The sequence below is a fragment of the Aeromonas sp. R5-3 genome, assembly GCF_040908225.1.
In the GTDB taxonomy this organism is placed as follows: domain Bacteria; phylum Pseudomonadota; class Gammaproteobacteria; order Enterobacterales; family Aeromonadaceae; genus Aeromonas; species Aeromonas dhakensis.
In genome coordinates, this window is sequence record NZ_JBFODH010000008.1 from 143,678 (window position 1) to 157,144 (window position 13,467).

Here is a 13,467-nt window from a genome sequence, read left to right on the forward strand (position 1 = left end):
CCGCCATTTCCGGCTCATTCACGGCAAGTGCCGAAAAATATTTTTGTGATGCAGATCGCCCTATGTGCGTGTTTTTTATCCAATAAATGGTAAAAGAGACTATTTATGCGGCACATTCAAACAAATGATTAACACTCCAGAAACTTTTATGTATTCTGCTGTCACTGGTCTGATTTCTTACCTCCTACCAGATCCATAGAATCACGCCAGAATTGAATGGGAAGAAGCTGAAATAACAACAGATCTTGTCACATACGGAGGCAAAAAAGCCCCGATGCTGACAGAAAATCTGCCTACAAGAGAGAACACTATGACAACTGCCTTTTTCAAAAAGAGCCTGATCGCTGCCGCCGTCACTCTGGCCAGTACCCAAACCTTCGCCGCCGCGTTTCAGCTGAACGAACACTCAGCCTCCGGTCTGGGCCGTGCGTACGCCGGGGAAGCCGCCGTGGCAGACAACGCCTCCGTGTTGTCCCGCAACCCGGCAGCCATGACCCAGTTTGACAAGATGGCGTTCTCCGTATCCGGCACCTACATCAAGCCGGACGTGGATGTAAATGGTGACATCTATGCGGGTACAGTAAATAAAGGAAGCGCGAGTGAGAGCGGCATCGCACCGAGCGCCTTCGTGCCCGCCACCTACTTCATCCAGCCGCTGAACGATCAGTGGGCCTGGGGTATCGGCCTGTTCTCCAACTACGGTCTGTCAACCGAGTATACCGAGAACTTCAACGGTGGCTCCATTGCCGGCAACACCGAACTGCTGACCTTCAACATCAACCCGAACATCGCCTACCGCGTCAACCAGCACTTCACTTTCGGTGCCGGTGTGAACCTGGTCTATGCCAAGGCTGAACTGAACCGCCGTGCCGGTGTGCTGGCCGCCGTTCCACCGCTCAAAGATGTACCGGGTATCGGCAGGGACACCATCGTCAGCCACCTGAAGGGTGACGACTGGGGTTACGGCTGGAACGTGGGCACCATGTTCGAAGTCAACGAAAACAACCGCTTCGCCCTGACCTACCGCTCCCAGGTGGATCTGAAGTTCAAGGGTGACTACCAGGGTACCTCCTCCGGCTTCAAGACCGTCGGTGGCGAACTGCCGCTGGATCTGCCGGCCCAGGCCGAGTTCGCCGGTTACCACCGTCTGAACCAGCAGTTTGCGGTGCACTACTCCGTCAACTGGACCGACTGGAGCGCCTTCCAGGAGCTCAAGGCCACCAGCGGTCAGTGCAACAGCACCGACGGTGCCGGTGTCTGCCTCTACAAGCCGGAGAAGTTCAAGGACTCCACCCGCTACTCCCTGGGTGGTACCTGGTACGTCAACCCGTCCTGGGAAGCGCGTATCGGCTTTGCCTACGACAACACCCCGATCGAGCCGGAATACCGCAGCCTGAGCATCCCGGATTCCGACCGCGTATGGTATAGCGCCGGTGCCACCTACCACATCGACAAGGACATGAGCGTCGATTTCGGCATGGCCTATCTGGATGGCAAGAAAGTGGACGTCAACGAGAAGCTGGTTGAAAGCAACGAAGCCCTGCGCTGGAAAGGCACCTCCCACGGCAACGCCTTCCTCGCTTCCGCTCAGTTCAACATGAAATTCTGATCATCAGCGAATTGACCAGAGCGCCTGCGGGCGCTCTTTTTTTATGCTCAATGCCTGTTTCAGCGTACATCTGTAGTAAACAACTGTACGCTTTTCTTTTTTTATCAAGCTATTAGCAGCACACCCTCCAGCATTTAATCCCGTTTTGAACCGCCTGCCTCCGCGCCAGTTGCCTTACTGGTCGTACCATATAAAATCCTGCATCCAATCAGAAAAACGTTCGAACCCAAGGTTCACTTTCAAGGACAATGCAATGTACTCCATCATGAAGCCGTCTCTCATCGCCCTGCTGGTGCTGTCGAGCCAGGCCCAGGCGGCAGGTTTCCAGCTGGCCGAGCAATCCGCCACCGGCATGGGCCGCGCCTTCGCGGGCGAAGCCGCCATCGCCGACAATGCCAGCGTGCTCTCTCGCAATGCCGCCGCCATGACCCGTTTCGATACCATGGCCTTCTCCGGTGGCTTCATCTATGTGCACCCCGATGTCAACATCGAGGGCACCACCCGGGTGCCGACCGCCAGAGGGCCGGTCGACCTGGATGCGGCGGCCCACGACATCGCCGATGATGCCTGGGTGCCCAACACCTACCTGATAGTGCCGCTCAACGATCAGTGGCGCCTGGGGCTGGCCGCCACCTCCTATTACGGGCTCGGCGTCAAGATGCCGGACAACTACAATGCCGGCCACTTCGGCAACGTCTCCGACATCAAGACCGTGGATCTGGGCGCTTCGCTGGCCTATCGCGTCAACCGCGTCTGGTCCGTCGGGGCCGGCCTCTCCGCCATTCAGGGCGAAGGGGAAGTGGGTGGCACCTTCCCCTCCAACAACCAGATCGCCAAGCATCTGAAAGGGGATGGATGGGCCATGGGCTGGAACCTGGGCACCCTGCTGGAGCTGTCGGACGCGACCCGCATCGGCCTCTCCTACCGTCATGACGTGACCCTGAAGCTCTCGGGCGACGCCATCGGCATCGATCAGAACGGTCAGCCCTTCACCGATACCGGCAGCCTGGATCTGCCGCTGCCCGCCACCGCCGAGCTGGCCCTGTTCCATCAGCTGACGCCGGCGCTGGCACTGCACTCGAGTATCAACTGGACCAACTGGAGCAAGTTCGTGCAGCTGGAGTCCGAGCTCGACCACCACGGCGTCATGCACATCAAGGACGAGCACTGGAATGACAGCTGGCGCTATGCGCTGGGTCTGACCTACCAGCTGGCGCAGCAATGGACACTGCGCTCGGGCCTTGCCTACGACCGCAGCCCGGTGCCGGCAGATCGCCGCACCATCTCCATCCCCGACTCGGATCGGGTCTGGTACAGCGCCGGGGTGGGTTATCAGTTCGATCGCAACCTCTCGCTGGATCTGGGGGTCACCCTGATCGACGGCAAGAAGGTGGACGTGAGCGAAACCATGCAGCTCAAACCCGGCATCCCGCAGACCACCTCCACCTTCCAGGGCACCTCGGAAGGGGACGCCTGGTTGGCCGGCCTGCAGCTCAACTACCTGTTCTGATCCGGCGGGCCTCCTGAGCCCGTCTATTCAAGCACTATGCCAGTTATTGACCGTTTCTGGCCTTCACGCGCTGGCATAGTGCTCTGCTTCACAATAAAATCAATCCAGTACACCCGCTGGAGAGATGCATGTATTCCTACGTAGCAAGGCAGCCCATCCTGGATCGGGAGTTGAAGACCCACGCCTATGAGCTGCTCTTTCGCGACAGTCTGGATAACGTGTTTCCTCCCATCTCCTCCCAGCAGGCCACGGCCAGGCTGGTAGCCGAACAGTTCCTGCAACAGAACATCGATCAGCTGCTCGGCGGTCGCCCCTGCTTCATCAACTTCCCCCACTCCCTGCTGCTGGAAGGACTGGCCGAATGCCTGCCGCCGGAGAAGGTGGTGATCGAGATCCTGGAAGACGCAACGCCTGACGACGCCCTGCTGGCCAAGGTGAAGCAGTTGCACGAGCTGGGCTATCAGCTGGCACTCGATGACTTCACCCTGTCGCCGGACTGGGAGCGCTTTCTCCCCTACATCCACATCATCAAGTTCGATTTGCGCACCACCTCCCTGTTGCGGATCAAGGTGTTCATCCAGCAGCATCAACAGCTCAAACTCACCTATCTGGCCGAGAAGGTCGAAGACAAGGCGGAGTTCGAACGGGCCAAACGGCTCGGCATCGACCTGTTCCAGGGCTTCTTCTTCAGCCGCCCCGAAATGGTCAAGCAGGCCACCATGGAGCCGGCCCAGGTGGTGGTGATGCAGTTGCTCAACGTGGTCAACCAGGCCGAGCCGGATCTCAACCGCATCGAGCAGTTGCTGAGTCAGGACATCTCCCTGTCACTCAAGCTGCTGCGTTACGTCAACCACCTCAAGAGCCACGCCAACCCCATATCCTCCTTTCGCCAGGCGGCGGTCTATCTCGGCCACACCCAGCTCAAGCGCTTCGTGACCCTGGTGGCCGCCACCAGCGCCGGCCAGGGCAAGAGCGCCGAGCTCTATCAGATGTCGATGATCCGGGCCCGTTTCTGCGAGCTGCTGGCCCATACCCATGCGCCGACCCAGGAGGCTCAGCAGGCCTTCATCACCGGCCTCTTCTCCCTGCTCGACGTCTTGATGGAGCAGCCGATGGACAAGCTGCTCGGCACCATTCCGCTGATCGAGGAGATCCGGGTCGCCCTGCTCGAGCGCAAGGGCAACCTGGGGTTCTACCTGTCGTTTTGCGAAGATTACGAGAATGCGAACTGGCAGCGGATCACCGCCAGAACGGCCCGGCTCGGGCTCAATGAAGAGAAGGTCAGCCAGCTATATCTGACCGCCACCGCCTGGGTCAACCAGCAACTCCAGGCGATGGCGGAGACAGATTAACCCAGCTCGATGGCGACTGCGGTCGCCTCCCCGCCCCCGATGCACAGACTGGCGATCCCGCGCTTGAGGCAACGTTCGCGCAAGGCGTGGATCAGGGTCACCAGGATCCGGGCACCACTTGCTCCCAGCGGATGACCGAGGGCACAGGCGCCGCCGTTCACGTTCACCTTGTCATGGGGCAGCTTGCAGCCCGCCATGGCCAGCATGCTCACCATGGCGAATGCCTCGTTGACCTCGAACAGATCCACTTCGTCCACCTGCCAGCCCACCTTGGCCAACAAGCCCTCGATGGCCCCGATGGGCGCGCTGGTGAACTCAGCAGGCAAGGCCGCGTGGCTCTGATAACCCACCAGTCGTGCCAGCACGGGCACGCCGAGCTGCGCGGCGGTGTCGGCCCGCATCAGGATCAGCGCCGCCGCCCCGTCCGAGATGGAGCTGGCATTGGCCGCCGTGATGGTGCCCGTCTTGCTGAAAGCCGGCTTGAGCTGGGGGATCTTCTCGGGGCGTGCCTTGCCAGGCTGCTCATCCTCGGCCAACAGCAGAGTCTCTCCGGCCTTCACCGGCGCCAGCTCCGCCGCAAAGGCGCCGCTGCGCTGGGCCGCCAGTGCCCGCTCCAGCGAGGTGATGGCAAAGGCATCCATGTCGGAGCGGGTCAGCCCGGCGCGATCGGCGCTCAACTGGGCATAATGGCCCATCAGCTGACCTTCGTAGGCATCCTGCAGCCCGTCGAGGAACATGTGATCGAGCACGCTCTGGTGCCCCATCCGAAAACCGCTGCGCGCCTTGTCGAGCAGATAAGGGGCACGGCTCATGCTCTCCATCCCGCCGGCGATCACCACGTTCGTGTCACCGAGTCGCAACCCATCGGCCGCCAACATCACCGCCTTCATGCCGGAACCACACACCTTGTTGACCGTGGTGCAGGGGATGCTGTCCGGCAGGCCCGCCTTCAACACCGCCTGACGGGCGGGCGCCTGGCCGACCCCGGCACTCAGCACGTTGCCAAGATAAGCCTCATCGATCTGCTCCCCCTTGAGCCCGGCCTGCGCCATGGCTGCGGCGATGGCACAGGCACCCAGTTCGGGTGCGCTCAGGTTGGCCAGGGCCCCTTGAAAGGCCCCCATGGGGGTACGTTTGGCCGCAACAATCACGATATCCATCAATTGCACTCTCCTTGTTACATTGAGCTAACATATGCCGCCGCCGTCGCGGGAACAAGACTTGCGGGGCAGTTGACGTTTGGGTAAGGTGCCAGCCAGGATTGACAGTCAAGATAGCGCCATGAACCGAACCAAGGATGACAAACGGACCTACAGCATCAGCGAACTGGCCCGTGAATTTGATGTTACGACCCGAAGTATTCGTTTTTATGAAGATCAGGGACTTTTGAATCCTGCTCGTCAGGGGCAGACCCGGATCTACAGCCGTCAGGACAGAGTGCGGCTCAAGCTCACCCTGCGCGGCAAGCGACTGGGGTTCAGCCTGGCGGACATCCGCGATCTGTTCGATCTCTACGATGCGGACAAGAGCAGCCGTACCCAGCTGCAGACCATGCTGGGACTGGTGGCCGACAAGCGGGATACCCTGCAGCAGCAGCTGGAAGACATCAAGATGGTGCTGCTGGAGCTGGACGCCGCCGAGCAGCGCTGCCAGCAGGCGCTGGAGCAGCTTGGCTGAGGCAAACAGACAAGCATAAAAAAGGGGCCCACGGGCCCCTTTTCATTGCAACTGGATTATTTGTTCCAGCGGTCCGGATCGTAATCCGGGCTGTAGCGGTCGACGATGACGGCGCAGGCCGCATCACCGGTGATGTTGAGGGCGGTACGGATCATGTCGAACAGACGATCCAGCGCAAACAACAGCGGCAGTCCCTCGATGGGGATCCCGGCAGCCAGCAGCACGGCGACCACCAGGAAGCTCGGGCCAGGTACGCCGGCCTGACCGATGGCCCCCAGGGTGGCGGTCACAATGATGGCAGCCCAAGCACCCATGGAGAGATCGATCTGATAGACCTGGGCGAAGAAGATGGCGACCAGACCGTAATAGATGGCGTTACCGCTCATGTTGATGGTGGCACCCAGCGGCAGCACGAAGGAGGCCGTGGCGTTGCTCACCTTCAGCTCTTTCTCGCAGGTCTCCATGTTGACCGGCAGGGTCGCCATGGAAGAGGCGGTGGAGAAGGCGACGATCTGCGGCTTCTTCATGGCCGACAGGTACTTGCGCACCGGGGTGTTGGAGAAGATCATGACCAGCAGCGGATAGACCACGAAGCCGAAGATCAGGATGGCGGCCAGATAGACCACGAACAGCTTGATCACCAGGGTCAGCACGTCGAAGCCGTAGGTGCCGATGGCGTCGGCCATCAGGCCAAACACGCCGAGCGGCGCAATCAGCATCACCTTGTTGATCATCCAGACGAAGGCATCCACCAGGGTGTTCAAACCATCGACCAGCGGCTTGGCCCGCTCGCGGGGCTGCTTGGCCAGCGCGATGCCGAGGAACATGCAGAACACCAGGATCTGCAGGATGTTGGCTTCGTTGAGCGACTGGAAGACGTTGGTCGGGATCATCCCGAGCAGGGTGGCGACCGCATCGGGCAGAGCGCCCTTGTCGGAATAGTCACCGGAGAACATGGAGGCCATGGAGCCGAACTCGACCCCGATCCCGGGTTTGAAGATCTGCCCCATCACCAGTGCCAGCAGCACCGCCAGCGCCGAGGTGCCGAGGAAGAAGGCCAGCGTGGTGACGCCAATCTTGCCTGCCGCCGGGCTGGCCCCCAGATTGGCTGCCCCCGACAGGATGGCCACCGCCACCAGCGGGATCACCAGCATCTTGATGAGCTGGATAAAGAGCGTACCGAGCGGTGCGAACACGGTGGCTTGTTCACCCATGAACGCCCCCACCAGTGCCCCCAGCACCATGGCGACCACGACCTGGAAGCCAACGTTCTTAATGAGTCCTTTTGTTAACACAGAATGTTCCTTTATGTAGCAATTATTTACACTTTCCCAGTGCAATCAACCAAACAGGGGAAGAACAGCTGTCCATTCTCCTGAGCGCGCGCTTTATCTCATATTTATTGGCTGTTTGAAATCGCCAAATCGTTAACGAGACTTATTGATAAGTTTGCAATAAAGTTAAGATTCAAAAGGAACACGTCGATTTTTCCCGCTTTCATCATGACAACTGACAAAACATTGTGCTATTTTGGCTTGGCAAACGTGCATACAGGGATGAAAACATGCTGAAAGTTAACGAATATTTTGACGGAAATGTAAAATCCATCGGTTTCGAGCAAAAAGGGGACAAAGCAACCGTCGGCGTGATGGAAGCGGGGCACTACCAGTTCAATACCGCCGCCCCCGAGCGGATGACGGTGGTCAAGGGTGCCCTTACCATCCAGCTGGCCGATGAAGATGAGTGGCACACCTATGAGCAAGGCCAATCCTTCGACGTGGCCGGTCACTCCTCCTTCAAGCTGGAAGTGAAGACCCCCACCGCCTATCTGTGCGAGTTCCTCGACTAAGCGGCAGACAAGCTGCAGCCCAAGTGGATAAGAGAGCGGACCCGAGTCCGCTCTTTTTCATCTGGTACTCTTCCCCGTCTCGGCTGCCCTTCGCCGTAACCACCCCCATTTGCGTGCCGCCATCACACCCCTCGGTTTTCCCGCTTTCCATCGACTACAAAAAATTTACAATATTTAGACGAAACCCATAATCGGAGTGGTGTCATGATCAGTGTCTTCGACCTGTTTTCCATCGGGATCGGTCCCTCTTCTTCTCATACCGTGGGGCCGATGCGCGCCTCTTACGCCTTTGTCATCGCACTCAAGCAACAGGGGCTGCTGCCCCGGACCGAACGGGTAGAAGTGGAGTGCTACGGCTCCCTCGGCCAGACCGGCAAGGGCCATGGCACCGGCAAGGCCATCATCCTGGGGCTGGCCGGTTTTGAACCCGAGTCGGTGGACATCGAGGCCATTCCCGCCTTCCTGGCCGAGGTGGAGCGCAGCCAGTCGCTGCGGCTGGCGGGGGAGCAGCCCAGCCAGTTCGCCCGCAGCGGCGCCATCATCTTCAACCGGCGCAAGACCCTGCCCGCCCACTCCAACGGCATGACCCTGCGCGCCTTCGCCGGTGAACAGCTGCTGTTCGAGCAGACCTACTACTCCATCGGTGGCGGCTTCATCATCGAGGAGAGCCACTTCGCCAACGCCAAGGAGGAGGCCGCCCGCTTCGATGCGGCCCACCCCGTTCCCTACCCGTTCGAGAGCGGCGCCCAGCTGCTGGCCCACTGCCAGGAGAGCGGCCTCTCCATCTCAGGCCTGATGTTGGCCAACGAGAAGGTGTTTCGCACGGAGGCCGAGATCAAGGCGGGCCTGCGCAAGATCTGGCAGGCGATGCAGGGCTGCGTCGAGCGTGGCTGTCGCAGCGAGGGGGTGCTGCCCGGCGGGCTCAAGGTGAAACGGCGGGCGCCGGCCCTCTATCGCCAGCTCAGCTGCGAGACCAATTTCAACAAGGATCCGCTGATGGTGATGGAGTGGGTGGATCTGTTCGCGCTGGCCGTCAACGAGGAGAATGCCGCCGGCGGCCGGGTGGTGACCGCCCCCACCAACGGTGCCGCCGGCATCATTCCCGCCGTGCTGCACTATTACGATCGCTTCGTGCGCAAGGTGGATGACGAACTGCTGCTGAGCTACTTCCTCACCGCCGCCGCCATCGGCATCCTCTACAAGAAGAACGCCTCCCTCTCGGGTGCGGAAGTGGGCTGCCAGGGGGAAGTGGGGGTGGCCTGCTCCATGGCGGCGGGGGCACTGACCGAGATCCTGGGCGGCAGCCCGGCGATTGTCGAAAACGCCGCCGAAATAGGCATGGAGCACAACCTGGGGCTCACCTGCGATCCGGTGGGCGGCCAGGTGCAGGTGCCCTGCATCGAGCGCAATGCCATGGGGGCGGTCAAGGCGATCAACGCCGCCCGCCTTGCCCTGCGCGGCACCGGCGAGCACAAGGTGTCGCTGGACAAGGTGATCAAAACCATGTGGGAAACCGGCAACGACATGAAGACCAAATACAAGGAAACGGCCCGCGGTGGCCTGGCGGTTAACATTACTGAGTGTTAAAAATCGGTAATTTGCTCCATTTGGTTCCTAAATACCCGGCATTGTCGGGTATTTTTATGGGCAAACGCTTAACAAAATGGATAAGCATCAAAATAAATTTTATACTCGCCGCTCTGATTCAACAAAAATAGATCTATTTCAACTTTTTTTGGGCTTTGAGCCGTTACACTGTGGTTATCTGGTTCATTGACCTCGGCGACGACGCCCTCGTCCCATGGATCACCCCGTTTCTGCGAGTGGGCATGGCGCCCCCTTCTATCCTGAGGTAATTGTTACATGATCAGCGTTTTTGATATCTTCAAAATCGGTGTTGGCCCCTCCTCTTCCCACACTGTCGGCCCGATGAAGGCAGCCAAACAGTTCGTGGATGAACTGCGTGCAGGCGGCAAGATCCGTGACATCACCCGGATCCAGGTCGATGTCTACGGCTCACTCTCCTGGACCGGTAAAGGTCACCACACCGATACCGCTATCATCATGGGTCTGGCGGGCAACCTGCCGGAAAATGTCGATATCGACGGCATCCCCGAGTTCATCTCCCGCGTCGAACAGACCGGTCGTCTGCCCATCGGCCTGCACTGCCATACCGTCAGCTTCCCGCGCGACGCCATGGTGTTCCATGACGAAGCCCTGCCGCTGCACGAAAACGGCATGAAACTGACCGCCTTCATCGAAGATGAAGCCGTCTACAGCAAGACCTACTACTCCATCGGCGGTGGTTTCATCGTTGACGAAGAGAACTTCGGCAAGGGCGACAGCGGCGACATGTCCGTCAGCTACCCGTTCAAGAGCGCGGCCGAGCTCATCGCCCACTGCAGCCAGACCGGCCTCTCCATCTCCGCCCTGATGATGGAGAACGAGAAGTGCTTCAACACCCCGGAAGAGATCTACAAGAAGCTCGGCAAGATCTGGACCACCATGCGTGAAGGGATCGAGCGCGGCTGCCGCACCGAGGGCGTTCTCTCCGGCCCGCTGCGCGTACCGCGTCGTGCTGCGCCGCTCTATCGCCAGCTGACCACCAACGAGAACCTCTCCAACGATCCGATGAACATCGTCGACTGGGTCAACATGTTTGCCCTGGCGGTGAGTGAAGAGAACGCGGCCGGTGGCCGTGTGGTCACCGCGCCGACCAACGGCGCCGCCGGCATCATCCCGGCCGTGCTAGCCTACTACGACAAGTTCATCCAGCCGGTTGGCCGTGACGACTACACCCGCTTCTATCTGGCTGCGGCTGCCGTCGGCATGCTCTACAAGATGAACGCCTCCATCTCCGGCGCCGAAGTGGGCTGCCAGGGTGAGGTGGGTGTCTCCTGCTCCATGGCCGCCGCCGGCCTGACCGAGCTGATGGGCGGCAGCCCCGAGCACGTCTGTGAAGCTGCCGAGATCGGCATGGAGCACAACCTGGGTCTGACCTGTGACCCGGTCGCCGGTCAGGTGCAGGTGCCCTGCATCGAGCGAAACGCCATCGCCGCCATGAAGGCGGTCAACGCCTCCCGCATGGCGCTGCGTCGCACCTCCAAGCCGCGCGTCTCCCTGGACAAGGTGATCGAGACCATGTACATCACCGGCAAGGACATGGACTCCAAGTACCGTGAAACCTCCCGCGGTGGCCTGGCCATCAAGGTGATGCAGGTTGCCTGCGACTAAGCAGATAACGGCAAATGCAAAAGGCGGGAATTCCCGCCTTTTTTATTGCCCATTATTTCCCGCTCATCACCTTCTTCATGGCGCCATTTCCCTGGGGCTGGCTCGCTAATTTCCGGGACCATCCTGCTGCCCGGCCGCGATGGCTCGCCAGAGCGCCTCGGCTTTATTCCACCAGGCGATCGGCCAGGGTCCCTACCGCCACCACGAAATAGTGGGAGCGATTCCAGTCGCGCAGCACCCGATAATTGGGATAGGCGAGATAGGCAGCGCCCCCTGCCCCGTCGGGCTGCACCAGCGAGGCCTGCATCTTCACCGCGGGCAAGGCGCCGCCATCCGCTTTGCGTACCCCGAGGGCCTGCCAGGCCGACAGCGTTCGGGTATCTTCAAGCCCGACCAGCGCAGGATCCAGACCGGCGGGCACCCTCACCCGGCGCCCCCAGGTTTCATCCCCGTGCCAGCCGTTCTGGCGCAGATAATTGGCTGCCGAACCAAACACATCCGCCGGCGTCCCCCACAGATCCTTCTTGCCGTCACCGTCCTGGTCGACCGCGTATTGACGGTAGGAAGAGGGCATGAACTGCACCTGTCCCATGGCGCCGGCCCAGGAGCCCTTGAGCTCGGCCGGGGTGATCGGCTCCTCTTCCAGCATGCGCAGGGTATCGAACAGCTGCCCCTTGAAGAAGGCCTCACGGCGCCCCTCCCAGGCCAGGGGCGCCAGCGACGAGACCAGCGGATATTTGCCGGTCAATTTGCCGAAATTGGTTTCAATGCCCCACAGGGCGACAATAAAGCGGGGTTGCACATCATATTCCGCCCCTATTTTTGTGAGCAGCGGCAAATACTGACGATATAGGCGTTTGGCTTGATTGACTTTCCACTGCGGCACTGCGTTGGAAATATAAGTGGCGAGGGTCTGTTTAAATTCCGGCTGATTTTTATCGTGCCGAATGGCGACCTCGATCAGATGAATATCGGCGAAGGCGGCAGCAATGGTCGCGGGCTGGATCCCGGCGGCCAGGGCCTCCTGTTTGAGGCCCGTCACATAATGGTCAAAATCGGGGCTGGCCTGCAGCGGGTGGCTCGACAATCCCCCCATCAGCAGCAGTGCCAGCCGCCTCTTCATTTACGTTCGGCCTTCAATTGAGCCTTGTGCTGCTCCAGCAGGTTTTCCGGCGGCGGGGGCATCTGCAGATAGAAGCCCTGACTCTGCAGCGCCTCCATCACCCGGCTGGTGGAGGCGATCCCCAAGGGCTTGGCTGGGTCCAGTTTGGTCATCAATACCAGTTCGGGACGGCCGAATGTACTCATCAGCACCTCGGGTACGCGGGAAAAGTCCTCTCTTCTTTCAACAAAAAGATAGGTCTCGGCTTTTTTGCGACTTTTATAGACTGCACACAACATGGAAATTGATATAATCCAACCGGTTTATTGCCTCTGAGGATGGCAAACTATAACATCAGGAATTGAATAACAATAACGGATTACCGTCTCTGTCTCGGGGAAGATTCATGGTTGAGCGCGATAACGAATTGAAAGGGACCACCTTCACTATTTCTGTGTTGCATATCAGCGATGGCAAGCCTGAGCGGATCCGCCAGTTGCTGGCGGCCAAAGTGGCCCAGGCGCCCCAGTTCTTTAATTGTGCCCCCCTCGTCATCAATGTGGAACGGCTCACCGAGATCCCCGACTTCGAACAGCTCAAGGAGCTGGTGGAATCGGAAGACTTCGTGCTGGTCGGGATCACGGGGGCCCAGAACGAGGCGATGAAGACGGCCGCCAAGGCGGCAGGGCTGGCGGTGATGGCCTCCGGCAAGAGCCGCAAGGCCGAACCCCAGCCAGAACCGGCGCCGGCCCCCATCGTAGAAGCGAAACCCGTGCCGGCACCGGTGATAGCGAGCAAGGTGCATGTGGGCCCGGTTCGCTCCGGCCAGCAGCTCTATGCCGCCGGCACCTCGCTGGTGGTGCTGGGCTCGGTCAGCCCGGGCGCCGAAGTCATCGCCGACGACAGTATTCATATTTATGGCACTCTGCGCGGCAGGGCCATTGCCGGCGCCAAGGGCAACTCCCAGGCACGGATTTATTGCCAGCAACTGCAGGCCGAGCTGCTCTCCATCGCTGGCACCTTCCAGCTCAGCGATGCATTGCCGGCCGGCCTCATCCAGCAGCCGGTTCATGTCCGGCTGGATAACGAACAACTCCGTATAGACCGTATCAAATAGAGTTACAAGGAAGCGAG

At 60.0% G+C, this 13,467-nt stretch carries 12 protein-coding genes; 8 read left to right on the forward strand and 4 right to left on the reverse strand.

Features of this window, described 5'->3' with window-relative positions; genetic code table 11:
• The first annotated feature begins 310 nt into the window (after window positions 1-310).
• The 3 genes from AB5Y95_RS03490 (at window position 311) to AB5Y95_RS03500 (ending at window position 4,471) form a co-directional block, all read left to right on the forward strand.
• The gene (locus tag AB5Y95_RS03490; protein ID WP_017786984.1) at window positions 311-1,609 is read left to right on the forward strand and encodes an outer membrane protein transport protein; all 1,299 of its coding nucleotides are present in this window, start codon (window positions 311-313) and stop codon (window positions 1,607-1,609) included.
• A 253-nt stretch (window positions 1,610-1,862) separates the two neighbouring features.
• On the forward strand, window positions 1,863-3,119 hold the full coding sequence (locus AB5Y95_RS03495) for an OmpP1/FadL family transporter (RefSeq protein ID WP_368159521.1): 1,257 nt from the start codon (window positions 1,863-1,865) through the stop codon (window positions 3,117-3,119).
• 128 nt (window positions 3,120-3,247) lie between these two features.
• Window positions 3,248-4,471 carry an EAL and HDOD domain-containing protein gene (locus AB5Y95_RS03500; protein WP_005301226.1) on the forward strand — a complete coding sequence of 408 codons (1,224 nt, stop codon included), beginning with the start codon at window positions 3,248-3,250 and terminating at the stop codon, window positions 4,469-4,471.
• On the opposite strand, the gene AB5Y95_RS03505 is transcribed toward AB5Y95_RS03500, so the two are convergent.
• Complete coding sequence (locus AB5Y95_RS03505) at window positions 4,468-5,631, reverse strand: acetyl-CoA C-acyltransferase (RefSeq protein ID WP_368159522.1); 1,164 nt, start codon at window positions 5,629-5,631, stop codon at window positions 4,468-4,470. The two genes, AB5Y95_RS03500 and AB5Y95_RS03505, sit on opposite strands and share 4 nt — an antisense overlap.
• Before the next feature lie 121 nt (window positions 5,632-5,752).
• Here AB5Y95_RS03505 and AB5Y95_RS03510 point away from each other — a divergent pair, with 121 nt between their 5' ends.
• Window positions 5,753-6,148, forward strand: a complete 396-nt coding sequence (locus tag AB5Y95_RS03510; protein WP_005301228.1) for a MerR family DNA-binding transcriptional regulator — start codon at window positions 5,753-5,755, stop codon at window positions 6,146-6,148.
• Window positions 6,149-6,204: 56 nt separating this feature from the next.
• On the opposite strand, the gene AB5Y95_RS03515 is transcribed toward AB5Y95_RS03510, so the two are convergent.
• Window positions 6,205-7,443, reverse strand: coding sequence for a dicarboxylate/amino acid:cation symporter (locus tag AB5Y95_RS03515; protein ID WP_005301229.1), 1,239 nt, complete (start codon window positions 7,441-7,443; stop codon window positions 6,205-6,207).
• Between the two features lie 269 nt (window positions 7,444-7,712).
• Between AB5Y95_RS03515 and AB5Y95_RS03520 the strand changes: the two genes are divergently transcribed.
• The 3 genes from AB5Y95_RS03520 to AB5Y95_RS03530 all read left to right on the forward strand — a co-directional run bounded on the left by AB5Y95_RS03520 (window position 7,713) and on the right by AB5Y95_RS03530 (window position 11,231).
• On the forward strand, window positions 7,713-7,997 hold the full coding sequence (locus tag AB5Y95_RS03520) for a pyrimidine/purine nucleoside phosphorylase (protein WP_010633884.1): 285 nt from the start codon (window positions 7,713-7,715) through the stop codon (window positions 7,995-7,997).
• Between the two features lie 204 nt (window positions 7,998-8,201).
• A complete protein-coding gene (locus AB5Y95_RS03525; protein ID WP_005301231.1) occupies window positions 8,202-9,584 on the forward strand; it encodes an L-serine ammonia-lyase in 1,383 nt (460 codons plus the stop codon).
• A gap of 276 nt (window positions 9,585-9,860) precedes the next feature.
• Window positions 9,861-11,231: an L-serine ammonia-lyase gene (locus AB5Y95_RS03530; protein ID WP_005301233.1), complete on the forward strand. Its 1,371-nt coding sequence runs from the start codon at window positions 9,861-9,863 to the stop codon at window positions 11,229-11,231.
• A gap of 163 nt (window positions 11,232-11,394) precedes the next feature.
• Here AB5Y95_RS03530 and AB5Y95_RS03535 read toward each other — a convergent pair whose 3' ends face one another.
• Together AB5Y95_RS03535 and AB5Y95_RS03540 are read right to left on the reverse strand one after the other, a co-directional pair.
• Window positions 11,395-12,354: a lytic transglycosylase domain-containing protein gene (locus tag AB5Y95_RS03535; RefSeq protein WP_368159523.1), complete on the reverse strand. Its 960-nt coding sequence runs from the start codon at window positions 12,352-12,354 to the stop codon at window positions 11,395-11,397.
• Window positions 12,351-12,632 carry a YcgL domain-containing protein gene (locus AB5Y95_RS03540; RefSeq protein ID WP_017764394.1) on the reverse strand — a complete coding sequence of 94 codons (282 nt, stop codon included), beginning with the start codon at window positions 12,630-12,632 and terminating at the stop codon, window positions 12,351-12,353. Before AB5Y95_RS03540 ends, AB5Y95_RS03535 begins: the two co-directional genes overlap by 4 nt.
• Before the next feature lie 107 nt (window positions 12,633-12,739).
• Between AB5Y95_RS03540 and minC the strand changes: the two genes are divergently transcribed.
• Window positions 12,740-13,450: a septum site-determining protein MinC gene (gene minC / locus AB5Y95_RS03545; RefSeq protein WP_042051711.1), complete on the forward strand. Its 711-nt coding sequence runs from the start codon at window positions 12,740-12,742 to the stop codon at window positions 13,448-13,450.
• Window positions 13,451-13,467 lie beyond the last annotated feature (17 nt).